This is a genomic window from Pseudomonas sp. NPDC089758, assembly GCF_044748705.1.
Lineage (GTDB): Bacteria > Pseudomonadota > Gammaproteobacteria > Pseudomonadales > Pseudomonadaceae > Aquipseudomonas > Aquipseudomonas putida_X.
The window spans coordinates 244663-271349 of the sequence record NZ_JBIVGN010000004.1 but is presented as its reverse complement, the minus strand read 5'-3'; the positions used below and the strand labels follow the sequence as shown (position 1 = coordinate 271349).

General features: G+C 62.6%; 25 protein-coding genes and 2 pseudogenes. 15 read left to right on the top strand and 12 right to left on the bottom strand.

Annotation, left to right across the window (positions count from 1 at the left end; all coding sequences use genetic code 11):
• Positions 1-96: 96 nt before the first annotated feature.
• Entirely contained in the window at positions 97-753 is a 657-nt protein-coding gene (locus tag ACIPZH_RS07765; RefSeq protein ID WP_267820761.1) for a YciC family protein, read from the top strand.
• 76 nt (positions 754-829) lie between these two features.
• Complete coding sequence (locus ACIPZH_RS07760; protein WP_400635794.1) at positions 830-1324, top strand: hypothetical protein; 495 nt, start codon at positions 830-832, stop codon at positions 1322-1324.
• 45 nt (positions 1325-1369) lie between these two features.
• Here the strand turns inward: ACIPZH_RS07760 and ACIPZH_RS07755 are convergent.
• Positions 1370-1484 (bottom strand): annotated as a pseudogene (locus ACIPZH_RS07755) (BrnA antitoxin family protein); the annotation flags it as partial.
• A gap of 413 nt (positions 1485-1897) precedes the next feature.
• Between ACIPZH_RS07755 and ACIPZH_RS07750 the strand changes: the two are divergent.
• Positions 1898-2041 (top strand): SymE family type I addiction module toxin, encoded by a 144-nt coding sequence (locus ACIPZH_RS07750; RefSeq protein WP_400635792.1) that lies wholly within the window; start codon positions 1898-1900, stop codon positions 2039-2041.
• Between the two features lie 130 nt (positions 2042-2171).
• On the opposite strand, the gene ACIPZH_RS07745 is transcribed toward ACIPZH_RS07750, so the two are convergent.
• The 3 genes and pseudogenes from ACIPZH_RS07745 to hrpB all read right to left on the bottom strand — a co-directional run bounded on the left by ACIPZH_RS07745 (position 2172) and on the right by hrpB (position 7829).
• Positions 2172-2618 carry a hypothetical protein gene (locus ACIPZH_RS07745; protein WP_400635790.1) on the bottom strand — a complete coding sequence of 149 codons (447 nt, stop codon included), beginning with the start codon at positions 2616-2618 and terminating at the stop codon, positions 2172-2174.
• A 116-nt stretch (positions 2619-2734) separates the two neighbouring features.
• Positions 2735-5071 (bottom strand): annotated as a pseudogene (locus tag ACIPZH_RS07740) (hemagglutinin repeat-containing protein); the annotation flags it as partial.
• Between the two features lie 229 nt (positions 5072-5300).
• A complete protein-coding gene (hrpB, locus tag ACIPZH_RS07735) occupies positions 5301-7829 on the bottom strand; it encodes an ATP-dependent helicase HrpB (protein ID WP_400635788.1) in 2529 nt (842 codons plus the stop codon).
• A gap of 116 nt (positions 7830-7945) precedes the next feature.
• Here hrpB and ACIPZH_RS07730 point away from each other — a divergent pair, with 116 nt between their 5' ends.
• A complete protein-coding gene (locus ACIPZH_RS07730; protein ID WP_241803920.1) occupies positions 7946-8365 on the top strand; it encodes a polyribonucleotide nucleotidyltransferase in 420 nt (139 codons plus the stop codon).
• A gap of 25 nt (positions 8366-8390) precedes the next feature.
• On the top strand, positions 8391-9260 hold the full coding sequence (locus tag ACIPZH_RS07725) for a cation diffusion facilitator family transporter (RefSeq protein ID WP_400635786.1): 870 nt from the start codon (positions 8391-8393) through the stop codon (positions 9258-9260).
• Positions 9261-9263: 3 nt separating this feature from the next.
• Here ACIPZH_RS07725 and ACIPZH_RS07720 read toward each other — a convergent pair whose 3' ends face one another.
• On the bottom strand, positions 9264-10103 hold the full coding sequence (locus ACIPZH_RS07720) for a DUF6515 family protein (protein WP_400635784.1): 840 nt from the start codon (positions 10101-10103) through the stop codon (positions 9264-9266).
• 394 nt (positions 10104-10497) lie between these two features.
• On the opposite strand from ACIPZH_RS07720, the gene ACIPZH_RS07715 reads away from it, so the two are divergent.
• Entirely contained in the window at positions 10498-10974 is a 477-nt protein-coding gene (locus tag ACIPZH_RS07715) for an Lrp/AsnC family transcriptional regulator (protein ID WP_241803923.1), read from the top strand.
• A gap of 30 nt (positions 10975-11004) precedes the next feature.
• Positions 11005-11208: a DUF2788 domain-containing protein gene (locus tag ACIPZH_RS07710; protein WP_241803924.1), complete on the top strand. Its 204-nt coding sequence runs from the start codon at positions 11005-11007 to the stop codon at positions 11206-11208.
• 100 nt (positions 11209-11308) lie between these two features.
• Here the strand turns inward: ACIPZH_RS07710 and ACIPZH_RS07705 are convergent, their stop codons facing one another.
• The 4 genes from ACIPZH_RS07705 to ACIPZH_RS07690 all read right to left on the bottom strand — a co-directional run bounded on the left by ACIPZH_RS07705 (position 11309) and on the right by ACIPZH_RS07690 (position 17305).
• On the bottom strand, positions 11309-11938 hold the full coding sequence (locus ACIPZH_RS07705) for a pseudouridine synthase (RefSeq protein ID WP_400628876.1): 630 nt from the start codon (positions 11936-11938) through the stop codon (positions 11309-11311).
• A 6-nt stretch (positions 11939-11944) separates the two neighbouring features.
• On the bottom strand, positions 11945-13408 hold the full coding sequence (gene amn / locus ACIPZH_RS07700) for an AMP nucleosidase (RefSeq protein WP_267820745.1): 1464 nt from the start codon (positions 13406-13408) through the stop codon (positions 11945-11947).
• 68 nt (positions 13409-13476) lie between these two features.
• A complete protein-coding gene (locus ACIPZH_RS07695; RefSeq protein WP_400628873.1) occupies positions 13477-15129 on the bottom strand; it encodes an acyl-CoA dehydrogenase family protein in 1653 nt (550 codons plus the stop codon).
• Between the two features lie 184 nt (positions 15130-15313).
• Complete coding sequence (locus ACIPZH_RS07690) at positions 15314-17305, bottom strand: 7TM diverse intracellular signaling domain-containing protein (protein WP_400635782.1); 1992 nt, start codon at positions 17303-17305, stop codon at positions 15314-15316.
• A gap of 265 nt (positions 17306-17570) precedes the next feature.
• Here ACIPZH_RS07690 and ACIPZH_RS07685 point away from each other — a divergent pair, with 265 nt between their 5' ends.
• From ACIPZH_RS07685 to ACIPZH_RS07670, 4 genes are all read left to right on the top strand, one after another.
• Positions 17571-18368 (top strand): hydroxymethylpyrimidine/phosphomethylpyrimidine kinase, encoded by a 798-nt coding sequence (locus ACIPZH_RS07685; RefSeq protein ID WP_241804121.1) that lies wholly within the window; start codon positions 17571-17573, stop codon positions 18366-18368.
• A gap of 14 nt (positions 18369-18382) precedes the next feature.
• Positions 18383-19006 carry a thiamine phosphate synthase gene (thiE, locus tag ACIPZH_RS07680; protein ID WP_267820739.1) on the top strand — a complete coding sequence of 208 codons (624 nt, stop codon included), beginning with the start codon at positions 18383-18385 and terminating at the stop codon, positions 19004-19006.
• A 17-nt stretch (positions 19007-19023) separates the two neighbouring features.
• A complete protein-coding gene (gene hemL, locus ACIPZH_RS07675; RefSeq protein WP_012312573.1) occupies positions 19024-20307 on the top strand; it encodes a glutamate-1-semialdehyde 2,1-aminomutase in 1284 nt (427 codons plus the stop codon).
• Positions 20308-20492: 185 nt separating this feature from the next.
• Positions 20493-21038 (top strand): tetratricopeptide repeat protein, encoded by a 546-nt coding sequence (locus ACIPZH_RS07670; protein WP_241803930.1) that lies wholly within the window; start codon positions 20493-20495, stop codon positions 21036-21038.
• 6 nt (positions 21039-21044) lie between these two features.
• Here the strand turns inward: ACIPZH_RS07670 and ACIPZH_RS07665 are convergent, their stop codons facing one another.
• Positions 21045-21371: a DUF1820 family protein gene (locus ACIPZH_RS07665; RefSeq protein WP_241803931.1), complete on the bottom strand. Its 327-nt coding sequence runs from the start codon at positions 21369-21371 to the stop codon at positions 21045-21047.
• A 163-nt stretch (positions 21372-21534) separates the two neighbouring features.
• Here ACIPZH_RS07665 and ACIPZH_RS07660 point away from each other — a divergent pair, with 163 nt between their 5' ends.
• The 4 genes from ACIPZH_RS07660 to lnt are packed head-to-tail and all read left to right on the top strand — an operon-like array spanning position 21535 to position 25390.
• Entirely contained in the window at positions 21535-22533 is a 999-nt protein-coding gene (locus tag ACIPZH_RS07660; RefSeq protein ID WP_241803932.1) for a PhoH family protein, read from the top strand.
• Positions 22526-22999 carry an rRNA maturation RNase YbeY gene (ybeY, locus tag ACIPZH_RS07655; protein WP_400635779.1) on the top strand — a complete coding sequence of 158 codons (474 nt, stop codon included), beginning with the start codon at positions 22526-22528 and terminating at the stop codon, positions 22997-22999. Before ACIPZH_RS07660 ends, ybeY begins: the two co-directional genes overlap by 8 nt.
• Positions 23000-23024: 25 nt before the next feature.
• Positions 23025-23864 (top strand): HlyC/CorC family transporter, encoded by an 840-nt coding sequence (locus tag ACIPZH_RS07650; protein WP_241803934.1) that lies wholly within the window; start codon positions 23025-23027, stop codon positions 23862-23864.
• Between the two features lie 8 nt (positions 23865-23872).
• Positions 23873-25390: an apolipoprotein N-acyltransferase gene (lnt, locus tag ACIPZH_RS07645; protein ID WP_400635777.1), complete on the top strand. Its 1518-nt coding sequence runs from the start codon at positions 23873-23875 to the stop codon at positions 25388-25390.
• A 47-nt stretch (positions 25391-25437) separates the two neighbouring features.
• Here lnt and ACIPZH_RS07640 read toward each other — a convergent pair whose 3' ends face one another.
• Together ACIPZH_RS07640 and ACIPZH_RS07635 are read right to left on the bottom strand one after the other, a co-directional pair.
• On the bottom strand, positions 25438-26199 hold the full coding sequence (locus ACIPZH_RS07640; RefSeq protein ID WP_241803936.1) for a YdcF family protein: 762 nt from the start codon (positions 26197-26199) through the stop codon (positions 25438-25440).
• Between the two features lie 134 nt (positions 26200-26333).
• The gene (locus ACIPZH_RS07635) at positions 26334-26648 is read right to left on the bottom strand and encodes a hypothetical protein (RefSeq protein WP_241803937.1); all 315 of its coding nucleotides are present in this window, start codon (positions 26646-26648) and stop codon (positions 26334-26336) included.
• Positions 26649-26687 lie beyond the last annotated feature (39 nt).

Below are 26687 nucleotides of genomic sequence, written 5' to 3'. Positions count from 1 at the left end.
CGGATTCAATCACTGGCACGGTGAAACTTTTTTCAGCAACTGGCTGCTCTGGGCTAAAGTTAGGCCCCTGCTTTTACTGCCATGCGATGTTGACCGATGAATCCGCTGAGCGTTTTTCGCGACTCCCTGTACTTCTTCCGCCGCCACCTGGCAAACATCATTGCGCTGTGCTTGCCGCTGATCGTACTCGAAGCCCTGGTGACCCAACTGATGATGCGGCAACTGGGCGACCAGGCCTCACTGTCCTACAGCATGCTGGTGAGCCTGCTGTTCTATCCGCTTTACAGTGCAGCGCTGATTCTTTACCTCGATACCCGCAGCAACGGCCAGGACATCCCCAAGCGTGAGCTGTTTGCCCGCGCCATGCAGCTATGGCCGCAGATGGCACTGCTGATCATGATCAGCTCGCTACTGATCTTGGCGGGGCTGATGCTGCTGGTCTTCCCGGGGGTCTGGATCATGATCAACCTGGTGTTCGCCGAGTACCTGCTAGTGCTGCGCGGCCTGCCGGTGGTGCAATCGATGCGCGAAAGCGCACGCATGACCACTGGGCATTTCATGCGCATCATGCTCTGCGTGTTTGGGGTGCTGGCACCGATCTGGCTGATCGACGGGCTGCTGCTGATTGCCTTCCCCGAGCCGGCTCCCGCCTTGGAGCTGGCCACGGCCAGCCTGCTCGGCTTCCTGCAGTTGTTCAGCACCGTGGTGCTGTACCGCCTGTTCATGCTGCTGGAGAGCAAGAGCGACACCTGAAGGAAAGCGTTCAGACTCCAGCGTGGCCTGCCCGGGAGATTAAGGTGCCGATCCCACCCACCTTGGAGGTTCGCACATGGACCCGGAAATTCAGAGCAGGTACGCCAGGTCGTTCAGTGGCCATCTGTACGCAATGGCCACCGACAGGTATGTCCCCCTTCGCTTGAGCACCCGCCGCGACAAATGGCACTGGGGGATCACACCGCAGGACGACTGGCTCATGGCTGGGGGCGACCAGGCCTCCATACGCCTGGACTTCACCTTCGACTCGAGCACGCAAGACCGTCTGCACCATCACATCAGCCTCAGCGGCCCGGCACAGCCCCCCAAAAAGCTTGGCCTGAGCCTGAACGGATACCTGGGCTTCTACCAGCGGGCAGAAGTCACCGATTACTGGAAGATCGAACCGCTGGAGCTCACGGAACATGGCTTGATCTGCTACCTGCGTGATCACCAGGGCTACCGTGCCGGCGCGATCGCGGACACCCCTCATCACAGCAGGCATCCCATGTACCTGATCAACACGAAAGAGGGCGAAACGCTCACGTTCCTCCTCCAGCAGGCTGCCTGAGCCTTGGTCGTCAGCTACCAGGGGGCGTCCGGTCCAGTAGGTTCATCACCGTGGCGGGCGGCTCTGTTGGGCCTGCCCGTAGCGGCGTAGCAGTTGGTTGATGCGCGTCTGGTAGCCCGCGCCCTGGCCCCTTGAACCACTCCAGCACATCGGTATCCAGGCAGAATTGGCGGCACCGGCAAGGTGCGTATGGTGTAGCAAAATGGCTGGGGTTTAAGGGCCGGCAAACAGCGTGAAAACCGCACCGATTTAAGGGGAGCCGCCGGCCAGAGGGTCAAGTCCTTCGCCAGCGGCCTGAGCGCTGGCAGCATTAGCCGAGAAGTAGCAGAAAGATAGCAGCCCGATAGTTGAGAGATAGCAACAGATAGCCGATAGATAGCAGCCAGATAGCACAAAAGAAAGCAGTTCGGACGGCGTGATGCAGGCATGAGGCAAGAATAATGCGCCGATGATGCAAAACGGCTGCTGCCAGCCTGACTGGAACAGTCATCGGGGCTAATTAACTAAATCTGTCCCCTTTTTCGCTGCAGGACTGAACGTTTCGCCACCGTCGCCGCCGATTACTACCCGCCATTGGCGGAACGATCCCACGCCAGCGACCGCACCATCCCCGGCATCACGCTGCGCGGCCTGTGGCTGCAACGGGCTGGGTTCGAGGTCAACGAGAAGATACGGAATCGGGTTATGCAGGGCTGTTTGGTGATTACGGCGGAGTGAAATAAATAGCCCCGGCACTGCTGGGGCTATTTTTGTATATGCAGAGTCTATCAAGAGATTAGACGAGATAAGGATAATCGCGTCCCTACCACCCGCCTTTAGAATAAAGAAAAAACCTGCCACCTCTTTATTAACTTATCCAAGAAATCTGATCTTCATCTAAATAATATAGCCCCTCAAGCCTCCCTGAAACTTGAGGCAGTTCGAGAAGAGGATCTGAAATATATGAAATAGGTAAAACTACCCTCAGCTCTTGAGCCCTTGCAGAATAGTCCCCCCAAGAGGGCTTAACCATCCCGTTCCAGAATGTAACAGAGGAGCCATCTTCAAGAAGAATAACGGGCTTTAAGTACTCAACTTTCCCACTATCATCCCAGTACAGATAGCCTAAGTAACCAGAACCATCCGCCCCAACAAAACTAGCCCGAACAATTATTTGAGCGTCAACACAAGCCTCCTTCTCAAGGAGAGGGCGGACTGTCAGCTCATCTTCTACAGACTCATCCATGGGAAAGTACCAAATACCAAAATAAGCAAGGTCATCAATAGCCAATTCATAAACTTGTTTATCAGCCATATTCATATACCTATTTAATCAGATGTTTGATTGAATCAAACAATTCGGGCCGTCCTATATCGCCGTAGGCTTTCTGCAACCCGGAGCTTATTTGCTCAGGAGTATACGTAGCCGGCTTACCCCCCTACCATGGGAGGCAAATACTTACTTATAGCCTTATGCATCGCATCAGGGTTCACCTTCCCAGTATGGGAGTACTGGGTAATTAGAGTCGCAGGATGATCCAGCATGTCATTCTTCGTATACCCCAGCATCTTGCCTAAATATTGAGGCAAGGTGTGATGCGCTTGGAATCCTTTATTTAACCCCTGTAGCTCTCGATAAGTAGGGCTAATTACGTCAGGTATAACCTGACCAGTTGCTTTTGGACCACTAGCAACCTTACCTAAAATCAAAGCCGTCGCTAACTGTACGACATTCTCACGCGTAGCACCTTCATCGACAAGCTTGATGATCCCTGGCACATCCACTGGCGCCAACGTCGAGCCGAGCAACCCATCCTGACGGGCCCGCTCATTGATTTGCTCTTCACTTAACCCTTGCTGCGTCCATTGCGCAATCAGCTCACTCGATCTGATCGCCTTCACATACTGGTTCGCGAGCACGCCCATCGGCGACCAATCCGCGCCCGACAGCGCATACACATCAAGGAAGCTCGCGTCCGGGTCGCTCTTCTGCGCATCCACGGCCCCTTTCATCATCGCAAGGGCGTAATCCGTTACCAGAAGGTCGTATTCCGCTTTGCTCAGCCTGCCGCTCTGGTACAGCTCAACGAGCTTTTCCCCAGCCTGTTTATCCTGCTGCCGGTACGCATCACGAATACCAGTCTCGCAGTCGCCATTGCCTCCACAGGCTTTGAACCGCTCATGCAGCTCATCAACACTGCCAATGCCAGCAGCCTTGAGCTTTTCATACAGCGCCCGGCTGGCTGTATCCAGGCGTTCAATGCCGTACTTGTTCGCCAACAGGTTGTTTTCAACCGCATTGCGGCCCGCGCCAGCACCTGCAATGGCCGCCGCGCTGTTGCCTTCCACCAGCCCACCGGAAAGCCCGGCAGCCAGCGTCGACAGCGCTGAGACGGTCTGCTTCTGCTCCTCACTGAGAGCGTTGCTGTCGCTGGTGCCATACAATTGCTGGGTGATCAGGCGTGCAGCCAGTTCTCCTCCAGCCGCACCAGCTGCGCCGGCTACCGCCGAATTGCCCTGCGTTTGGGCGACGACGGCACCCAGCACGGCGTGGGCCATGACGTTGAGTGCCTCATTGTCGCCAGTGGATTTCTTGATCACCTGCGCAAGGTAAGGCGCCGATGCGCCTGCCAGCGCCGAACCAATATCACCACCTGCCAGCCCTTGCAGTGCCGCTGTCACCGCCTGAGTCACGCGCTGGTAATCACCACTGGTGCCGTACTTGCCCATGATCCGCTGGTAAGCATCGGTAGCGACCAGCTTCTCTTGATAGTTCTTGCGGTCCTGTTCGCTCGCCCCTTCACCCGGTGCTTGGATCCCGCCCGCCTCAAGTTCCGCACGCGCCTCTTTGTCGGCCTTGAGCTGGCCCTCGGTGCGGACGATGTCCGAAACCTGGGTGCCAATCTCGCCAATCAGCTGCACTTGCTGCAAGCGCCGTCGCTCTTTCTCTTTATCGAAGATCGGGCTGATGCTGCCATTGGCATGCTCGGCGTCATGACTGAGGCTAGCGACATCCTGCTTCTGCTGGCCCGGGTCGCGGATTTCCAGAGTGCCTTCGGAAATGGCCGAGGATGTGGTACCGCTGGCACTGCCATCGTGGTTGTAGGCGATCAGCGTGCCGCTTGGCATGTTGCTGGTGAAACCCGACGAAGCACCGTTGCCGCTACTGACGCTGGCACTGGCCATCTGGCTTTTGAACTGGGCCTGGTTCTCGATATCGCTCCAGCCCAAGGTACCGGTGCTCAGGCGATTTTTGTCGGCCTGCGCGGTGCTCGCAATGACACTGCCATCGAGCTGCGTGTGCTTGCCAACATCGATCTGGTAACCACCCTTACCGGCGAACAGCCCGGTCTGTTCCTGCACGCTCTGATAATTGGAGTCGAGTTTATTCTTGCTGACGCTGAGACTGCCGCTCGCTCCGCCCGCACCGATGATGGTGACGCTCAAGCCACCGCTGACATTGGTTTGCTTGGACTTGTAATTGTCGGTGTCCTGCAGGCTTTGCAGCGTCAGGTCACGCCCCACGTCGCCGGTGATCTTCGCGGCGTTGACTTGCGCGCCTTTGAGCGCAGTATCACGCCCGCTGAGGAGGGTCGCCTCATTGCCGGCGTCCAGCGTGGTTTCGGTCCAGGTCGTGCCATTGCCTTTCTCGTTACCAACACCCTTGTTGCCACTGGCGAAGATGCTGAGACCCGCGTTGCTGGAACCCACACCGATACTGATACCAACGGCCCCACCGCCGCTGCTGTTCTTGCCATCCGTCGCCTGGGGTGCTGAGCGGCGCCGCACTGGCCACGTGGACACAGGTGACGAGCCAGGCACACAGCAGCCAGCCAAAGACACGCTGAGCCACAGAGGGGGAAAACATGCTCGATCCTTCGAAAGCAAGACGGCGATGCGAAAAAGCTGGCGACACTAAAGAGCCATCATCCTGACGTTAAACAAACGGCGACATGCGGTACCTGTTTCGCCAGCAGGGCACCTGAAAGCAGGGCGTTCAGGTACCGCGCGGTTTGGCCCGCGCGGTTGCCTCAGCCACAAGCGGGTCGTCGGGCCAGTAATGCTTGGGGTATCTACCCTTGAGGTCCTTCTTCACCTCTGCATAGGTGGTGCGCCAGAAGTTGGCCAGGTCCTGTGTAACCTGCACCGGCCGCCGTGCTGGCGACAGCAGGTGCAGCTTGACCTGCTGGCGACCTTGGGCGATGCGCGGCGTGTCAGCCAGGCCGAACAGCTCTTGCAGGCGCACGGCGAGGATTGGCGGGTTTTCACTGTAGTCGAGGCGGATACTCGACCCTGATGGCACAGCCAGGTGCGCTGGCGCCCATTCGTCCAGGCGCTGGGGCAGCGGCCAGGGCAACAGGTTACGCAAGATCGACGGCAGGTCCAGAGCGGCGAAATGGCTCAGCCGCGACACCTTGCCCAGATAAGGCTGCAGCCAGTGCTCCAGGCTGGCCAGCAGCGCCTCGTCGCTTAGGTCCGGCCACTCGCTATGGCCGTCTTTTTCCAGGTCAAGCTGGCGCAACAGCGCTATGCGCGCCTGCCACTGGCGCAACTCTGGCGTCCAGCTCAGCAGGTTCAGGCCTTTGCGCCGCACCAGGCCCAGCAGTGCCTTGGCGCGGGCCTCATCATTGAGCCCAGGCAGCGGTTCACGGCTAAGTACCAATTCGCCGACCTTGGTCTGACGCTCGGCACGCAACACCTGCTCGCGCTCGTCCCAGTCGAGAATGTCGACACGCTCGACCTGCTCGGCCAGCACCTCGTCGAGCAGTGCCGGGTCGAATTCGGCAGCCAGGTAAATCCGCTCCTCCCGCTGCCCCTGGCGGCTGCCCAGGTCGGCGATGACCAACCACGGGCATTTCATCAGTGCATCGGCCTCGGCGAACAAGGCAGCACGGCCGTTGGCCAGGCGATACTCGGCCCCGCCTTCGCGACGTTGCTGGGCAACACGGTCGGGATAAGCCAACGCCAGCAGGGCGCCGAGCCAGCGTGGATGCTCGGGATCGGCAACCGCTGAGCTGGCCTTGCCGCGCAGCAGCCCCCGGTACTGGCGGGCCAACTGTCGGGCACGCTGCACACTGCCCTGGCCGTCACGGCTGACCTTGCTGTCACCGCTGATCAGTGCCAGCCGGCTATGCAGGTCGGCGCCACCTGCGCGCTGGATGTCGCGCTCGCCCAACAAGGCGGCGACATCGCAGGCCATCGCGGCCAAGCCCAGGTCATGGCCGCGCAGCAGCAGATGAGCGATACGCGGGTGGGCCGGAAGCTCGGCCATGGCCTGGCCGTGTTCACTGAGGTTTTCGCGGGTGCCCATCTTGAAAGCGCCAAGCCGCGCGAGCAGGTCTTGCGCCTGGGAATAGGCCGCCGCTGGCGGCTGGTCCAGCCAGCGCAACTGGTCAGGCGTAACCCCCCATCGACCAAGCTGCAACGCCAGGCCAGCAAGGTCTGCCTGGAGGATTTCGGCACTGCCATGTGCTGCCAACTGATCGTGCTGGGCCTCTGACCACAGGCGGTAGCACACGCCCGGTTCAAGGCGCCCGGCACGGCCAGCCCGTTGGGTCGCACTGGCGCGGGAGATACGCTGGGTGTCCAGGCGCGTCATGCTGCTGCCAGGGTCGAAACGCGGTACCCGGGCAAGGCCGGCATCGATCACCACGCGTACGCCGTCGATGGTCAGGCTGGTCTCGGCGATGTTCGTGGCCAGCACGACCTTGCGCAGGCCCTGGGGCGCCGGATCGATGGCGGCACGCTGGGCATTGAGGTCGAGTTCGCCATGCAAGGGGCAAAGCAGAATGTCCGGGCGCTCGGCCAATGACGCCTGCAAACGTTGGTGAACCCTGCGGATCTCAGCCTGGCCGGGCAGGAACACCAACACACTGCCAGGCTGATCGGCCAAGGCCTCTAGCACACAGTCCACCACACGTGGCTCGATGAATTCCCCAGGCTGGGACGGCCGCCCCCAACGAATATCAACCGGGTGCATGCGGCCTTCGCTGCTGATCACCGGCGCGTCGTCGAGCAGCCGGGACAGGCGCTCGCCCTCCAGGGTTGCGGACATCAGCAGAATTTTCAGCGGCGGATCATCGCGCAGCAGTTCACGGCCATTGAGACTCAGCGCCAGGGCCAGGTCGGCATCCAGGCTGCGTTCGTGAAACTCATCGAAGATCAGCAGCCCGACACCCTCCAGCGCAGGGTCTGCCTGCAACCGGCGGGTCAGGATACCTTCGGTGACCACCTCGATACGCGTACCGGGCCCGACCTTGCTGTCCAGGCGAATGCGGTAGCCCACGGTTTCGCCGACTTTTTCACCCAGCTCGCTGGCCAGCCGTTCGGCCGCCGCGCGTGCGGCCAGGCGGCGGGGTTCCAGCATCACGATGGTCTGCCCGGCCAGCCAGGTTTCATTCAACAGCGCCAGCGGCACACGGGTGGTCTTGCCGGCGCCGGGCGGGGCCTCGAGCACCGCTTCGTGACGGTTTTCCAGGGCGTGGCGCAAAGCTGGCAGGGCAGCATCGATTGGTAAAGAAATCATGGTGGTCCTCGAACAGTCTGGCGAGTATAACGGCGAACCCAGCCTGCTCTATCATGGTCTTAGCATCAGGTGCCGGCGTATCGTCCACCTTGTGGCAACTTTCTTCGGAGATTCAAATGCGCATCCCATCCCGCGTCATCGGTGGCGCCCTCATCGCCACCTTGCTGACCCAGCTGACGGCCTGTGGCACGCTGTTCTACCCTGATCGCCGCGGGCAGATCGAAGGCAAGGTCGACCCGGTAATCGTCGCCCTCGATGCCATCGGTATTCTGTTCTACGTGATCCCAGGCCTGATTGCCTTCGGTGTCGACTTCGCCACCGGCGCCATCTACTACCCCGGGGGCACCACGGCACAGGTAGCGCCAGAGAAACTGCGCGAGGCCATCAAGCCCGATGGCAAGGTCGACAACCTCAAGCTGCAAGCCATTCTCGAAAGCGAACTGGGCCAGCGCCTGCCGCTGGACGACCCACGGTTGATCCAGCATCGCGGCAGCGTCGAGCAACTGGCAGCGTTCGGCCTGGTGCCGGCAGCCTGAAACCTGCAAGGAAGCCCCCCACGGCATGATCACCTCGGCTGAAAACGAGCGCCTGCTACGCCTGGTCACCCGCGCGTCGCTCGCGGTGGCCAGCATCCTGGTGCTGAGCAAGGCCGTGGCCTGGTGGTTGAGTGGCTCGGTCAGCTTGCTGGCCGGGCTGACCGATTCGGCGCTGGACGCGGTCGCCTCGTTCCTCAACCTGCTCGCGGTGCACTATGCGCTGCGCCCGGCTGACGATGACCATCGCTTCGGCCACGGCAAGGCAGAGGCCTTGGCAGGCATGGCCCAGGCCGTGTTCATCGGTGTGAGTGCGGTACTGATCGGGGTTCAGGCCGCCGAGCGTCTGCAATCGCCACAACCCTTGGGTGATACCGCCATCGGCATCGGCGTGATGCTGCTGTCGTTGGTACTGACGCTCGCTTTGCTGGCGCTGCAACGCAAGGTCATTCGCTTGACAGGCTCAACGGCGGTGCGTGCTGACTCGCTGCATTATCGCTCTGACCTGCTGCTCAATGGCAGCATCCTGCTGGCCTTGCTGCTGGCGCGTTACGGCTGGCCGCAACTGGACGCGCTGTTTGGCCTGGGTATCGCGCTGTACATCTTGTGGAGTGCACTGCAGATCGCCCGGGAAAGCACGGCAATCCTGATGGACAAGGAACTGCCCGGCGACATCGGCGAGGGCATGGTCGAACTGGTGCTGGGCATTGCCGGGGTCAAGGGTGTGCATGACCTGCGCACCAGGGTGTCGGGCAATCAGTGGTTCGTGCAACTGCATCTGGAACTACCAGGGCAGTTGCCGTTGCACGAAGCACATGCCCTGTGCGTACAGGCTTCTGAGGTCATCCGCCAGGGTTATCCACAGGCGGATGTGATGGTGCATGCCGACCCCGTCTGAAGGTCAATTGATGCTGTAGCCCCGGCCACTGAAACAGGCCCCCAGCGCCCGCCGATAGTGGTCTGCAACGTTGGCCGGGGGTGCGCTGGGTGCGGTGGCGGGGTCGAAGTTGGACTCGCTCACCGCCCACCGGTGACACTGGTAGCGGTCCTGGTCCTGTTGCTCCTGGCCTTGCCCGTGCATTGGGTAGGCCACCACATCGTATGCAGTGCTTGAAGGGGCTTGCGCCACCGGGGCCGGTGCGACGGCAGGGGGGCTGACCACCACGTACTCGCGGCTGTCTGCCAGGTACTGGTAATACGTATCGGCAACCAGGAAAAGCAGGGCACCCCCGACCCACACTTCACGTGCATAGGAGGGCAGGTAGCCGACCCGCACCCCGTAAGGCGGGGCGACCACGATGTAGCTGCCGCCCTGCGGTCGGTACCAGTAACCGCCCGAGTAGAAATAGTCCTGCCCACGGTACGGCACTTTCCAGTAGCGGTCCGGGAAACGCTCGACTCTGTGCCCTGGGCGATACTGCGGCCCCGGCCCCCAACCATTGCCATGGCCATCCGGCCGCCCCTGCCAGTCGCCACCCGGCCGTTGCCCAGGGCCGCCGGCCTCCCAGTGCCGGTAATCGGCATTGCGCCGGGGAATATCCTGATAGTAGCCCTGGCGGGCGGGCTGGGTCTGATGCACTTCATCGCGCGAGTTGAGCGGCGAGCGGCCTTCGTAACTGCCGTTGGGGTCCTGCCGGCCATTGCCACCATGCCCATCGTCAGGGCCTTGAGCCATGGCCCCCAGACAGATGCTCACGCCAAGCAAACCAACACCTGCCAACTGCCAGATGCGCGACTTCATGTTGTTCCTCACGGTAAAGATAACGGCACGCTGCCAGTCTACCGCGCCTGTAACGGACAAACAGATGAAATCGCGGCCATGAAAAAAGGGAGGCCTTGTGGCCTCCCTTTGAGAATTGTCGTCCGTGCTCGGCACTTGTGGCGCCGGCTCACCTCATACGCTCTTGTGGAGGTACGTAGCCCGGGGGCCTGGCGGATCCTGTTGGATGGCTGGCCGCGACCGCCCGCCTAGGGCGCGTCGCCGTGGACTGATGTCCGGGCAGTGATTCTGTTGATAAAGATACGTGACAGGGGGCGGCAGCGGATTGCGAAGATTGCTCAGATAAATAGCACTTGCGCAATTTTTAACCCTGGATCGATAATTCACCGCAATACGATCAGAAAAGGCCTTTTCCATGAGCAAGCTTGACCGCTACGACCTGAGCATCCTCGCCGAATTGCAGCGCGATGCGCGCATTTCCAACCAGGAGCTGGCCGAGCGTATTGGCCTGTCGCCCTCCCCCTGCTCGCGTCGGGTCAAGCAACTGGAAGACGACGGCTATATCTCGCGGCAAGTCGCCCTGCTAGACCGGAAAAAGCTCGGCCTGAGCCTGACGGCTTACGTGCTGATCGGCATGGACCGGCACACCCCGGAGCGTTTCGAGGCCTTCGAGGCGGCCATCCGCAACTTGCCACAGGTGCTCGAATGCAGCCTTGTCACCGGCATGGACGCCGACTATCAGCTAAAGGTGGTGGTACCGGACATGGATCACTACCAGAAGCTGCTCCTGGGCAGCCTGACCCGCATCGAAGGCGTCACAAGCGTGCGCTCGAGCTTCGTGCTCAATCAGGTGCTGGCGAGCACCGAACTGCCCCTGACCCACCTTCGTTGATTGGCTGCTGAGCCTGCCTGGAGAACACTGATGGATCCGGCCGTATTCGAAGAGTGGATGATGATCACCCTGGTCACCGTGTTGATCGGTTTCATGGGTTTCATCGTTTGGGACCTGGCAAAAAAATCCAAGGCCGGGCGGTTTGGCACGATGATCCTGTTCTTCGTGCTGGGGCTGGGGGTGCTGGCCTTTATCATCAAGACCGTGGTCGTGGGGATTCTGGAAGGGGTGTAGCGCCCTCCCAAGCCTGATCACCGGCAAGCTGGCGCCCATGGATGCCAAGGCCTGCGCATGTTCTGCAGGGCCCTCTTGCCGGCGATGATGCCAGCGAGCATTAAAGCTTGGCCGGCACCTCGCGCCAACACCCCTGCTCCAGCCCATCCAGCGCCCAGTCACCGATCCGCACACGCACCAGGCGCAAAGTCGGCAAGCCGACCGCCGCAGTCATGCGCCGCACCTGGCGGTTACGCCCCTCGCGAATCACCAGCTCCAGCCAACTTGTGGGCACGCTCTTGCGAAAGCGGACCGGCGGGTTGCGCGGCCACAGTTCGGGTTCCTCCAGGCGCCGAGCTTCGGCCGGCAAGGTCGGCCCGTCATTGAGCTCTACACCCTCGCGCAACCGCTTTAGCTGCTCATCGCTGGGCTCGCCTTCCACCTGCACCCAGTACGTCTTGGCCAGCTTGTGCTTGGGGTCAGCGATGCGGGCCTGCAAACCGCCGTCGTTGGTCAGCAGCAGCAAACCTTCACTGTCACGGTCCAGCCGACCGGCCGGGTAAATGCCAGGGATATCGATGTAATCCTTGAGCGTGGCACGGCCATCGCCGTCGCTGAACTGGGTCAGCACATCGAACGGCTTGTTGAACAGCACCAGGCGCGGCTCGGCCGGCGGTGCCTTGGGCTGGCGCCTTGGGCCGGCGGGCCGCGCCTTGGGGTGGCGCGGCTTGGAACGGGGTGGCAGTGGCATGGATCCTCAGCGGAACGGCGGCTCATCGAAGCTGCGCAGTTTACGCGAGTGCAGCGAGTTGAGCTCGGTGCGCAGCAGGTCGAGGGCGGCAATGCCGATCTTCAAGTGCTGGCTGACCGCGCGGTTATAGAAGGCATTGGCCGAACCGGGCAGCTTGATTTCGCTGTGCAGCGGTTTGTCGGACACGCACAGCAAGGTGCCGTATGGCACCCGCAGGCGATACCCCTGGGCGGCGATGGTACCGCTCTCCATGTCTACCGCCACCGCTCGCGACAGGTTGATCAGTGGCCGTTCCTGGGCCCAGCGCAGCTCCCAGTTGCGATCGTCGTAGGTCAGTACGGTGCCGGTGCGCAGGCGCTTCTTCAACTCCTCGCCACGCTCGCCGGTCACCTGGGCTGCCGCCTCCTGCAGCGCCAGCTGCACCTCGGCCAGGGCCGGGATGGGGATGTTCGGCGGCACCACCCGGTCAAGAATACCGTCGCGGCGCATGTAAGCGTGCGCCAGCACATAGTCACCGATGGTCTGCGACTGGCGCAGGCCCCCGCAGTGGCCGATCATCAGCCAGCAGTGCGGACGCAGCACGGCCAGGTGGTCGGTGATGTTCTTGGCGTTGGACGGGCCGACACCGATGTTGACCAGGGTGACGCCGTCACCGTCAGCGGCGATCAGGTGATACGCCGGCATCTGATAGCGGTGCCAGACCACGCTGGCCACCAGGGCCTGCGCCTCACCGTGGTCCATGCCTTTTTCGATCGACACATTGCCCGGCAGCACCATGCGCACGAAGCGCGGGTCGTCACGCAGCTGTTCAAGGCCGTGACTGATGAACTGGTCGACATAGCGGTGGTAGTTGGTCAGCAGGATCCAAGGCTGCACATGGCGCCAGTCGCTGCCGGTGTAGTGCACCAGGCGGCGCAGCGAGAAGTCCACGCGGGCAGCGTCGAACAGCGCCAGCGGCAGGGTTTCGGCACTGCCCCAGTCGCACAGGCCGTCGGCGATGTCGTCAGTGGCGGCAGACAGGTCGGTGCTGGGGAATACCCGCGCCAGCTCGGCGGCAGTGATGCCGCTGCCCGCCAGCTCATCGCCCTGGTCGACCACATAGGGGTACGGGATGTTCTGTTCGCTGACACCGACCTCGACGGTGACGGTGTAGTCCTGCATCAAGGGGCGCAGCTGCTCGAGCAGATAGCCCCGAAATGCCGCAGGCTGGGTGACCGTGACGCTGTAGGTGCCCGCCACCTGCACCTTGGCATAGGCACGGGTGGTGGCGGCGACTTCGCCGTGGCTGTAGTAGGTCAGGCGCAACGCCGGGTAGCGGTAGACGGCGCGCTCGTCGGCGTCCGGCTCGGTGCGGTCTTTCAGGTAACGCTTGAGGGCCTGGCTGAGGGCCCCGGTGGCCTGTTCATGCAAGGCCGCCAGACGGTCGACGGCCTGTTCGGGGGTATCAACGACTACAAAGGCTTGGCTCACACTGTGCTTCCTGTCTGGACATGCATGTCAGCCATCTTGCCTGCCTTCGCCAGTAAAAACATCCCCTGTCAGCCGGGCCAGCCAGGCGTGGCCCGTGCAACCAGTGCCTGAACATCGGCGCCCCGCGGCAACGCCCCGTAAACGCGGCCGCCGCCGGCCAGCCGGCTGCCGATGAAGGCATCGCTGACAGAGCTGTTGCCCGCCTCCAGCAACAGCTTGGCCTGCAGCGCCAGGGCGATGTCCTCGGTCAGCTGCCGGGCACGATACTGGATGTCACTCGTATCGGTGAACGCACCCTTGAGGTTGCCGATGTGCGCGGCCAGCCGTGGATCGCCATGGCCATCGCCCAGTTCAGCGAACAGCGCATCGAGCACACCCGGCTCCTTGGACAGTGCCCGCAGCACATCCAGGCACTGGACGTTGCCTGAGCCCTCCCAGGTGGAATTGACCGGTGCTTCGCGGTACAGGCGCGGCAGGATGCTGTCCTCGACATAACCGGCACCGCCCAGGCACTCGGCAGCTTCGTTGATCATCGCCGGCGCGCGCTTGCAGATCCAGTACTTGCCCACCGCCGTGACCAACCGGGCGAAGTGCGCCTGCTGCGGGTCATCGAGTTGCTCCAGCGCTTGCCCCATGCGCAGGCTCAGGGCCAGGGCCGCTTCGCTTTCCAGCGCCAGGTCGGCAAGCACGTTCTGCATCAGCGGCTGCTCGCTCAGCACCCGGCCGCCGACCTTGCGGTGTGCGCAGTGGTGGGTGGCCTGGGTCAAGGCCTGGCGCATCAGGGCGCTTGAGCCGACCATGCAGTCGAAGCGGGTCATGGCCACCATCTCGATGATGGTCGGCACGCCCCGCCCCTCCTCACCGACCATCCAGGCCAGCGCGCCACGGAACTCCACTTCGCTGGAAGCATTGGAGCTGTTGCCAAGCTTGTTCTTCAGGCGCTGGATGTAGAACTGGTTGCGGCTGTCATCCGGGCGATGGCGTGGCAACAGGAAACAGCTCAAGCCTTTGTCGGTCTGCGCCAGTGTCAGGAAGGCGTCGCACATTGGCGCCGAGCAGAACCATTTATGCCCAACCAGCTCGTAGGCCTGACCCGGCCCCGGGCTGCCGACAGGATAGGCGCGGGTGGTGTTGGCGCGCACATCGGTACCGCCCTGCTTTTCTGTCATGGCCATGCCGATGGTCACGCCCGCCTTGTGGCGATCGCCGACGTTGCGCGGGTCGTATTCGCGGGCGAGAACCTTCGGCAACCAGTACTCGGCCAGCTCAGGCTGCAGCCTGAGCGCCGGCACAGCGGCAAAGGTCATGGTCAGCGGGCAACCGGTACCGGCTTCTGCCTGGCTGTGCAGGTAAGTCATCGATGCCCGGGCTACATGGGCACCGGGGCGCGGCTCGGCCCAGGGTAACGCGGGCAGGCCGTGCTCGACGGCCGTGCGCATCAGCTCGTGGTAGGCGGGGTGGAACTCCACCAGGTCGATGCGGTGACCATAGCGGTCATGGCTGCTGAACACCGGTTTGTTCGCGTTGGCCAGAAAGCCCGCGGCCATCAGCGGCCCACCGGCCAAGGCACCATAGGCATCGATCCGCGATTCGGCCCAGCCGGCCCCGAAACGCCGCGACCACTCCTGCAGGGGCAGGTCCAGGCGGTACAGGTTGGCACCGTCGAGCGATGGCGGCTGGTTGGTGACTTCGTGGGTTTCAGCGTACTGGTGCAGGTTCATGGGGAGCTCCTGGAGGCCGTGTAGGGCTGAGAAGTCCAGTGAAGCACTCACTGCTGGGCAGACAAAGTGACAATAGTGACTAAACGTGTGATTTGAATTGCCCGGAGGGGTCACCCGGTCAACTGTGGGCGGGCCGAGCAGAGGGCGCAGTGCAACCCCTGGCAGGGGCTACACCGTTGTGCCATCAGAGCCTTGAACTGCCCGACACCGCCCTCCCCGCCGGGATCTGCACCTGCGCTATCGCCACTTCCAGGCTCAACTCGAACCGGCTACCCAGCCCCCGCGTAGACTCATGCACCAGCTGGCCGCCCAGCACCTCGCCCATCTGCCGGCAGATCGACAGGCCAATGCCCAACCCGCCATATCGACGGGTCATCGAGCCATCGACCTGGAAGAAGCGCTGATACAGGATCGCCTGGTCCAGGTCATCGAAGCCGATGCCGCTGTCACTGACGGTGAAGGTCAGCGCTAGGCTGCCTGGCCCAAGACGACGGCCACGCACCTGGATCATCACCCCACCCTGGTGGGTGAACTTGAGGCCGTTGTCCACCAGGCACCCCAGGCAACGCGACAGTTTGTGCGCATCGCCCAGCAGTTCGTCCGGCAGCTCGGCGGGGATGTCCAGGCTCAGGTACAGCCCCTTGCCCAGCGCCGTTCCGGCATAGCCGGCCCGCAGCTCCTGGAGCATGCGCCGCAAGCTGAACGGCGCCGCCTGCACGCGCAGGCGGCCGGCCTGCAACTCGGTGAGGGTGAGAATATCGTCGACCATGTCCATCATGTTCTGCGCAGAGCCCACCGCCGTGCGGTGGTACTGGGCCATCTCGGCGCTCAGCGGCAAGGTGTGCATCAGCTCCAGCGAGCCGATCACACCGTTCATCGGGGTGCGCAGTTCGTGGGTGATCGTGGCGAGGAACTCATCCTTCAGATGGTTGCTCCTGGCCAACTGCTGGTTCAATTGTTCCAGCGTGCGCCCGGTATCACGCAGGGTCTGTGCCTGCTGCTCGCGCATGCTGTTGATACGATCGGCCAGCGCCAGGGACAGCAACGCCACTTCCAGCGCCGCACCGAGCTGGCTGGCATACATGGTCAGGAACACATTGGGCAGGTAACCCAGCACCATCAGGGTATTGACCAGCCCGCCCAGCAGGAACGCCGTCCAGGCAATGATGAACCAGCGCGCCACCCGCAGGCCGCGCACCCAGGCATAGAGCCCAGCGGCGAAAATGCTGACGGTGAACAGCAGGGCCAGTACCGTGGCCATACGCAAGGCGATGCCATAGGGCATGCTCACCGCCAGCAGCATCACCAGCACTGCCCCGAGCATCAATAACTGCAGCAGGCGGTCGAACCCTCGGCTGATCGTGCCCAGGCGCAGGAAGTGGCGGGCGAACTGGCAACCGAACAAGCCGGCCGCACCGATGAACAGCGGCGTGGCGGCATTCGCCCACCAGGGGCTGTCCGGCCAGAAGTACGCCACCCCTGCGCCGTTGACCGACACCTGGTAGAGGCCGAACGAGGCAATATAGAGGATGTAATAGAGGTAGCTGACGTCCCGCACGCTGAGGAAGATGAACAGGTTGTACACCAGCATCACCAGCAAGACCCCGTAGATCATCCCCAGCATATACAGGCGAGTGGGCTGCTCTTCCATGTAGGCCTCGGCAGACCACAACGCCAATGGCGCCTGTACCGAGCCCTGGCTGTGCAGGCGCAGGTACACGATGGTCGCCTGGTTGGGCTGCAGCGGCAGTTCGAACAGGTAGTTGTTCTGGAGGATCTGACGGCTGGCGTAGGGCAAGGCATCGCCGGTACGCTGTGCCAGGCGGTAGGTACCATCGGCACCCGGCAGATAGAGCTCGAGGTGATCCAGCGGCGGGTACGCCAGCTCCAGCAACCATTGGCGCGGTGCGGCGTTCGCCGAGGCCAGGTAACGCAAATCGACCTTGAGCCAGAACACCGAAGTCGAATAGCCGGCGTTCAGCACGTGTTCATGGTGTGGGCGAAAACGGTTGGCGAAGGTGGGCGCGGTAACCTGAGCGATGCTGGCGCTGCCATTGCGGTCTTCATAGACCTGCATGGTGCTGCCCAGCGACAGGTACCGGGTGGAGTCGTCGAAATCGACCGCAGTGGCCATCACGGGCAAGCAGCCCAGAAGCAAAATCAGCAAATAGCGCATACGGCCCCAGCATGGCGTGTGCGGACACGTCGCAATGGCCCCCTATCCCTATGAGACGACGAATTCCGGCAAAGCCCGTTTATCGAGTTATCCGAGCACTCTAGCATAGCTTTGAAGGCTGGCAACGGGCCATCTTGATTTAGGCTAAAAAGGCTCTAGATCGATACTTTCAGGCCATGAAGAAGCCAAAAGCTGACCAATCGATCAACAAAAACCGTTTGTAGGACGATCCGTACAAATGGGTTTGGTGGTAAGCTCGCCGACCATGAATACCTACAGCTCCCGCCCCGTTGTCCTCTGTCTCTCCGGCCACGACCCAAGTGGCGGTGCCGGCTTGCAGGCAGATATCGAAGCCCTGATCGCCCAAGGCTGTCATGCCGCACCCGCGGTGACCGCCCTGACCGTACAGGATACCGTCAACGTTTCCGACTTCCGCGTGCTCGACCGTGAGTGGGTGCTGGCCCAGGCCAATGCCGTACTGGCCGACTCCACGGTCGCCGCGGTCAAGCTGGGCATGCTCGGCTCGATCGAAATGGTCGATACCGTCGCCGAACTGCTCATTGCCCACCCACACCTGCCGGTGGTCTGCGACCCGGTGCTGCGCGCCGGTGGCGGTGGCCGGCTGGGCAAGGACGAGGTCGGCTATGCCGTGCGCGAGCGCCTGTTGCCGCTGGCCGCCATTGCCACACCGAACCTGCCCGAGGCACGCATCCTTGCCGAGCTGCCTGACGGTAGCGCAGACGAGTGCGCCGAAAAATTGCTGCCGTTCTGTAAACACCTGCTGATCACCGGTGGCCACGGCGACGAAGAAGAAATCCACAACCGCCTGTACAGCCGCGATGGCCAGCGTCATACCTGGACCTGCCAGCGCCTGCCTGGCAGCTACCACGGCTCGGGCTGTACCCTGGCCAGCACGTTGGCCGGCCGCCTGGCCTTGGGCGAACACCTGCAAAGCGCAGTGCGCAGTGCCCTCGACTACACCTGGCGCACCCTGCGTGACGCCGAGCAGCTGGGCAAGGGCCAGTTCGTCCCGCGCCGCCTGCCCCTGGATTTCTGCTCCTGATACGAGGCTTTCTGATGAAGCTACGCGGTCTGTATGCAATCACCGACAGCCAGCTGCTCGCCGGCCGTTTCCTGTCCCATGTCGAGGCGGCACTGGAAGGCGGCGTGCGCCTGCTGCAGTACCGCGATAAAAGCGATGATGACGGCCGCCGACTGCGCGAAGCCCAAGCATTGCTCAAGCTCTGCGAACGCTACGGCACCGAGCTGGTCATCAACGACGATGCCGAACTGGCGGCGCGCCTGGGCGTCGGTGTGCACCTGGGGCAGACTGACGGCCCCTTGACCCCGGCCCGTGCCCTGCTGGGCCGCCAGGCCATCATTGGCTCGACCTGCCACGCCAGCCTCGACCTGGCCACCCAGGCCGCCAGCGAAGGCGCCAGTTACGTTGCCTTTGGCCGTTTCTTCAATTCCGTGACCAAGCCCGGTGCACCCGCCGCCGATGTTGGCCTGCTGGCGCAGGCCCGGGCCCAGGTCAAACTGCCGATCGCCGTGATCGGCGGCATCACCCTCGACAACGCCGCCCCTCTGGTCGCCCACGGTGCCGACCTGCTGGCGGTGATCCATGGCCTGTTCGGTGCCGACAGCGCGCAGGAAGTCACTCGCCGCGCCCGCGCCTTCAACGCCCTGTTCGCTTCCTGATTTCAAGAGAAGATCCCATGTCCCGTTCCGAATCCCTGTTCGCCCAAGCCCAGAAGCACATCCCAGGTGGCGTCAATTCGCCGGTCCGCGCCTTCAAGAGCGTCGGCGGCACCCCGCTGTTCTTCAAGCATGCCGAAGGCGCCTATGTCGTCGACGAAGACGACAAGCGCTATGTTGACTACGTGGGTTCGTGGGGGCCGATGATCCTCGGCCACGGCCACCCACAGGTGCTCGACGCGGTGCGCAACCAGTTGCAGCACGGCTTGTCCTACGGCGCGCCGACCGCCATGGAAACCGAGATGGCAGACCTTGTCTGCTCGCTGGTGCCCTCCATGGAAATGGTGCGCATGGTCAGCTCCGGCACCGAAGCCACCATGAGCGCGATCCGCCTGGCCCGTGGTTACACCGGCCGCGACGCCATCATCAAGTTCGAAGGCTGCTACCACGGCCACTCCGACAGCTTGCTGGTCAAGGCCGGCTCCGGCTTGCTGACCCAGGGCGTGCCAAGCTCGGCAGGCGTGCCAGCGGACTTCGCCAAGCACACCCTGACCCTGCCGTTCAACGACATCGCTGCTGTCGAGAAGACCCTGGCCGAGGTCGGCCAGACCGTAGCCTGCATCATCGTCGAGCCCGTGGCCGGCAACATGAATTGCGTACCGCCAGCGCCTGGCTTCCTCGAAGGCCTGCGCGAGCAGTGCGACAAGCACGGCGTGGTGTTGATCTTCGACGAAGTGATGACGGGCTTCCGGGTCTCGCTGGGCGGCGCCCAAGGCTACTACGGCATCACCCCGGACCTGTCGACCTTCGGCAAGATCGTCGGCGGTGGCATGCCGGTCGGCTGCTTCGGCGGCAAGCGCGAGATCATGGGCTGCATCGCCCCGCTGGGCCCCGTGTATCAGGCCGGTACCCTGTCGGGTAACCCGCTGGCCATGGCCGCAGGCCTGACCACGCTGAAACTGATCAGCCGCCCAGGCTTCCACGACGAGCTGAGCGACTTCACCAGCCGCATGCTCGACGGCCTGCAGCAGCGTGCAGATGCCGCTGGCGTGCCGTTCGTGACGACCCAGGCAGGTGCCATGTTCGGCCTGTACTTCAGCGGCGCCGACGACATCGTCACCTTCGATGACGTGATGGCCAGCGATGCCGAGCGCTTCAAGCGCTTCTTCCACCTGATGCTCGACGGTGGCGTCTACCTGGCACCTAGCGCCTTCGAGGCCGGCTTCACCTCCATCGCACACGGTGACAAGGAGCTGCAGATCACCCTGGACGCGGCTGAGCGGGCATTTGCCGCACTGAAGTAAAGCGCGGCCAGAGCGCTTCGCCGGGCAATCGGGCGAAGCGCTCTGGCAATAAATGCCCGGCCACACCCGCAACTTTCCCCACCGGCACATAAATTCGAGTAAAACTTTGTAAGGTTGGCGCTGCTTATCCCATAATGTGCCACCAGAGACATTGGCCGTAGCTTTGCAGAGGTATGTCGATCCCCATGAACCGCACCGGCCGCGCCCTTGCCCTGGGCTGCCTGTTGCTTCTTCAGCCCCTGCTGGCACTGGCGGAGGGCGGTAACTCGTTGCTGATTCCTGCAACGGGGCGCTGCACGCTCAATGTCCAGCCAGAGGACCAGCAAAACGCCCTCAAGGCTTGCGAGCAGATGGCGGCGACCGGGGACGCCCAGGCGCAGTACGAACTGGGTGAGTACTACTACACGCAAACCCCCAAAGACCTGAAACTGGCCCTGGACTGGTTCGAAAAAGCCTCGCTGCAAGGCCATGCACAGGCCCAGTACCGCCTTGGCGGCATGTTCTTTCATGGCGAAGGGGTCGAGGCTAACAACGTACAGGCCTACATCCTGCTGAAAATGGCGGCGGTCAACGGTGCAGAGGATGCGCTGGACATGGCCGACGAAGTCACCGAGCAGATGCCCCGCGATGAACTGGAGCATGCCACCCAGGTACTCGGCCAGATCTTCCGCAAATACCTGCTGGAACTGCAAAGCGCCGAAGGGCGCACGCCGTTCTCGCCACTCCCCTGATCCGCGTTACTTCTCTGGCATCGGCACAGGGAACGGCATCACATTGCCAGTTCCTTTGGCTTCGCTGATCTTGGCCGTGCCCAGGCGCTCCACCTCGTCGATGCGCACGATCGAGTGCATCGGCACGAAGCTGCGGATCACACCTTCGAACTGGTTCTTGAGCTTTTCTTCACTCGGGTCGACGACGATCTGGGTGCGCTCACCAAAAACGAATTCCTCGATTTCCAGGAAGCCCCACAGGTCGCTCTGATAGATCTGTTTGGCATACATCTCGAAGACCTGCCCCTGGTTGAGGAAGATCACTTTATAGATGGCGGGTTCGCGTTTGCTCATGTTTGCCGGGATAACACATGCGTAAGAAAAGGCGCGCATCATAACAGACAGGCCCGTTGATCTGTGCTGCCGATACCGTTGAACGTTTCAGTGCTTTCGCCCCTGCCCTTCAAGGGTTATTCTTGGGTTCACCATCATTGCCGTCGAGCGGCCAAAAACGACCTTGAACGCACCCATACAACCTCATCGCTTCATCCTCGAACCCTTCGAGGCCCACCGTTTCGCCAACCTGTGCGGCCAGTTCGACGAGCACTTGCGCCTGATCGAACAACGCCTGGCCATCGAGATCCGTAACCGCGGCAATCAATTCGAGCTGATCGGCGAACCCAAGACCACCTCTGCTGCCGAGCAACTGCTGCGCCGCCTCTATCGCGAGGCCAAGGCCACCGAGCTGTCGCCGGAAACCGTGCACCTGTACCTGCAGGAATCGACCGTCGAGAACATCGAAAACCCGGCAGTCAACGAGGTCAGCGTTTCCCTGCGCACGCGCAAGGGCAACATTCGCCCGCGCGGCGTCAACCAGCAGCGTTACGTCAAGGAAATCCTGGGCAACGACATCAACTTCGGCGTAGGCCCGGCCGGTACCGGCAAGACCTACCTGGCCGTGGCCTGCGCCGTCGATGCGCTGGAGCGCGAGCAGGTGCGCCGCATCCTGCTGGTGCGCCCGGCGGTCGAGGCCGGCGAAAAGCTCGGCTTCCTGCCTGGCGACCTGGCCCAGAAGATCGACCCGTACCTGCGCCCGCTGTACGACGCCCTGTACGAAATGCTCGGCTTCGAGCACGTGGCCAAGCTGATCGAGCGCCAGGTGATCGAGATCGCCCCGCTGGCCTACATGCGCGGCCGTACCCTGAACAACAGTTTCATCATCCTCGACGAGAGCCAGAACACCACGCTCGAACAGATGAAAATGTTCCTGACCCGCATCGGCTTCGGCTCCACTGCGGTGATCACCGGCGACATCACTCAGGTCGACCTGCCACGTGGCACCAAGTCGGGCCTGGCGCATGTGATCGAGGTGCTCAAGGACGTTCCGGGTATCAGCTTTACCCACTTCCAACCCAAAGATGTGGTTCGTCACCCACTGGTGCAGCGCATTGTCGAGGCCTATGACCGCTTCGATGCCCGCCAGGCCAAGCCCGAGGCGCCCGGCAAAGATGCTTGAACTTGACCTGCAACGCGCCACGGATGCCGCCACGCCTGACGATGCCGCTTTGCGCGCCTGGTGCGAACTGGCCTTGCGCCAGCGCAGCGCCGACTCGGAAATGACCATCCGTCTGGTCGACGAAGCCGAAGGCCGCGAGCTCAACCATACCTACCGGCACAAAGACTACGCGACCAACGTGCTGTCGTTCCCGGCCGATGTGCCCGATGAACTGCTCGATATCCCGCTTTTGGGCGACCTGGTGATCTGCGTGCCAGTGGTCGAGCGTGAGGCTGCCGAACAGGGCAAGTCGCTGCAAGCGCATTGGGCGCACCTGGTCATCCACGGCTGCCTGCATCTGCTGGGCTACGACCACATCGAAGACGATGAAGCCGAGGAAATGGAAGCGCTGGAACGGGAATTGCTGGCAGATCTGGGTCACCCCGACCCGTATGCCGACGATGAAAACGATTCAATCACACACTGATACTGCAAGGATCACGAGAACCGCCATGAGCGAAGATCGATCGAGCAACGGGCAGAAGTCCTGGCTGGGTAAACTGACCCAGGCTTTTGCCCATGAGCCGAAAAACCGCCAGGAGCTCCTTGAGCTGCTGCGCGAAGCCCATCAGAACAAGCTGCTCGACAGCGAAGCGCTGACCATCGTCGAAGGCGCCATTCAGGTCGCCGACCTGCAGGTACGCGACATCATGGTGCCGCGTTCGCAGATGATCAGCATCAAGGCTACCCAGTCGCCTCGCGAATTCCTGCCCGCCGTCATCGACGCCGCGCACTCGCGTTACCCGGTGATCGGCGAAAGCCATGACGATGTGCTCGGGATCCTGCTGGCCAAGGACCTGCTGCCGCTGATCCTCAAGGAGAACGGCGACAGCTTCAACATCAAGGACCTGCTGCGCCCGGCCACGTTCGTGCCCGAGTCCAAGCGCCTGAACGTACTGCTGCGCGAGTTCCGCGCCAACCACAACCACATGGCCGTCGTCATCGACGAATACGGCGGCGTGGCGGGCCTGGTCACCATCGAGGACGTGCTCGAACAGATCGTCGGCGACATCGAAGACGAGCATGACGTCGAAGAAGACAGCTACATCAAGCCCCTGCCCAGCGGCGACTTCCTGGTCAAGGCGCTGACCCCGATCGAGAACTTCAACGAGTTCTTCGACAGCGAGTTCTCCGATGATGAGTTCGACACGGTTGGCGGCCTGGTGATGAGCGCTTTCGGCCACCTGCCCAAGCGCAACGAGACCACCGAGATCGGTACCTACAAGTTCCGTATTCTCAATGCCGACAGCCGGCGGATACACTTGCTGCGCCTGACCCCGATCACCCGCTAAGGACAAACATGCGTTGGATCACCCGCCCCGGCTGGCCCGGTAACCTGCTGGCCTTGGCGGCCGGCGCCTCTACCCTTCTGGCCCTGGCGCCATTCGACATCTGGCCGCTGGCGCTGCTGTCCATCGCGGTGCTCTACCTCGGCCTGCGCGAGTTGACTCCGCGCCAGGCCATGTGGCGCGGCTGGTGGTTCGGGTTCGGCCTGTACGGCGCCGGCACCTGGTGGATCTACGTCAGCATGAACACCTACGGCGGTGCCTCGCCGCTGCTGGCGATCGTGCTGCTGCTGGCGTTCTTCGCCGCCCTCGCCTGGTTCTTTGCCCTGCCCACCTGGCTGTGGGCCCGCTGGCTGCGCCGCAATGAAGCCCCCTTGGCCGATGCGCTGTGCTTTGCCGCCCTATGGCTGCTGCAAGAGGCCTTCCGTGGCTGGTTCCTGACCGGCTTCCCTTGGCTGTATGCCGGTTACAGCCAACTGGACGGGCCGTTGGCCGGCCTGGCGCCGCTGGGCGGCGTGTGGCTGATTTCGTTCGCCCTGGCCCTGAGCGCGGCGCTGCTGTGCAACCTGCCACGTCTGCGGGCGCGCCCTTCGTTCCTCGCTGTCGGCGTCGTGTTGCTGCTGGCGCCTTGGGTCGTCGGCATGGCCCTCAAAGGCCACGCGTGGACCAAGCCTGCGGGTGACCCACTCAAGGTCGCGGCCTTGCAGGGCAACGTCGAACAAGAGCTGAAATGGGACCCGGCCCACATCGACGCCCAGCTGGCGCTGTACCGCGACATGAGCTTCAGCTCCAAGCCGGTGGATCTGCTGGTTTGGCCAGAGACAGCGGTGCCGATCCTCAAGGACCAGGCCCAAGGCTACATCGACGTGATGGGGCGTTTTGCAGCCGACCGGCATTCGGCGCTCATCACCGGCGTGCCTGTGCGCGAGGTGGTGCATCAGCAGCGCCGCTACTACAACGGCGTGACCGTGACGGGCGAAGGCGACGGCACCTACCTCAAGCAGAAGCTGGTGCCTTTCGGCGAGTACGTGCCACTGCAGGACATGCTGCGCGGGCTGATCGAGTTCTTCAACCTGCCCATGTCGGACTTCGCCCGCGGCCCAGAAGACCAGCCACTGCTCCAGGCCAAGGGTTACCAGATTGCCCCGTACATCTGCTACGAGGTGGTCTACCCCGAATTCGCGGCGGGCTTGGCCGCGCGCAGTGACCTGTTGCTGACCATCAGTAACGACACCTGGTTCGGCACCTCGATCGGCCCGCTGCAGCACCTGCAGATGGCGCAGATGCGCGCGCTGGAAGCAGGCCGCTGGATGATCCGCGCCACCAACAACGGCGTCACCGCCCTGATCGACCCGTTTGGCAGAATCACGGCCCAGGTTCCGCAGTTCCAACGGGCTGTGCTGTATGGCGAAGTGGTGCCGATGCAGCAACTGACGCCATATCTGCAGTGGCGTTCGTGGCCGCTGGCGATTGTCTGCGCCTTGCTGCTGGGTTGGGCACTGCTGGCCGGGCGCATAGCCAAAACCGTCTGATCAGCTGATACAAGGCCGCTCCCGGAAATGGCCGGGAGCGCCTTGATTCAATAGAACAACCGGTACCCCGCCAAGCCTGCCACTTCATTGAGCAACTGCCCGCTCTGCCACATTGCCCGGCTTTCCGGCAGCAACCCGGCGAACGGCCGCGCATGGTCCCGCCCCAGGAACCCCACCGGTGCCGGCACCACCTCGAACCCCGCCTGCTCGAAGCTCCAGCGCGAACGCTGCATGTGCCACGCCTGGGTCACCAGCACCACACGCTCAATACCCAGAGGCTTGAGTAATTGCGCGCTGAATTGGGCATTTTCCCAGGTGGTCCGGCTGGCCTCTTCCTTCCATTTGACCTCGACAGCAAAATCTTCACGTAGCCGATCTGCCATCAACCGCGCCTCACTCGGCGGCGTACCGTAGTGCAAACCGCCGCTGGTCAGCACCGGCAGTCCCGACGCCTTGGCCAGCCGCGCGGCAAAACGCATGCGCTCGAGCGCCGTTGCCGAGGGCTGGTCCTCACCGCCCCACGCCGGATCGCCACGTTCACGCCCCGCGCCCAGCACGACGATGGCATCGGCCCGCTGCGCCAGGCGGGCCCAATCGCCGGGTGCCAGCGCAGGCTCGGTTTCCAGCAGGCGCGCACCTTGCTGCACCACCAGTGGCAGGCTCATCAGCCACAACCCACCCAGCCCCAGCACGAAGCACAGCGCGGCCAACCGCGGGCGCCTGGCGCGCAGCCACCAGGCGGCGAGCAACAGCAGGAACAGGACGCCCGGCGGCATCAACCATTGTTTGATGAAAAATCGAATCGGCATTGGCTACACCTCCTTGGCAGGCGTGCAGCCTATGAGGATCGGCGCCGGTCAACAAGTGCGCTGCCGGCGTCGATCAGGTGGAGTGTTTATTGAATTACCGGGGCGCGATGGCCTGCGCCGGGCGTCCTGAACGGCTAGCGATGTGGCAGCGTCCGGGGTGTCGCCGTCTTGGCGGGGCGTTTCTTGTCCTTGAGCCAGATGATCTTCGCCGATGTCGGCTCCGCCTGCGGGTAACTACCGGCGCAGGCATTACGGCGTCCCGGGACTGAGTCCAGGTAAGCCTTGATCACTTCGAACTCTGCATGGCTCAGGCCACGCAACTCCAGTTCGGCTGGCATCTCGTCGCGCAATCGTACCGATGTTCTGGCCACTTCCAGGGCCAGGCCAAGACGGTCGATCAGGCGTTCGTAAAGCTCCGGTTTGGTTGCGGGTAGCTGCGTTTCTCCCATCCGTTCACCTCATTGAAGGTAAGAATATCTCCCCCCACA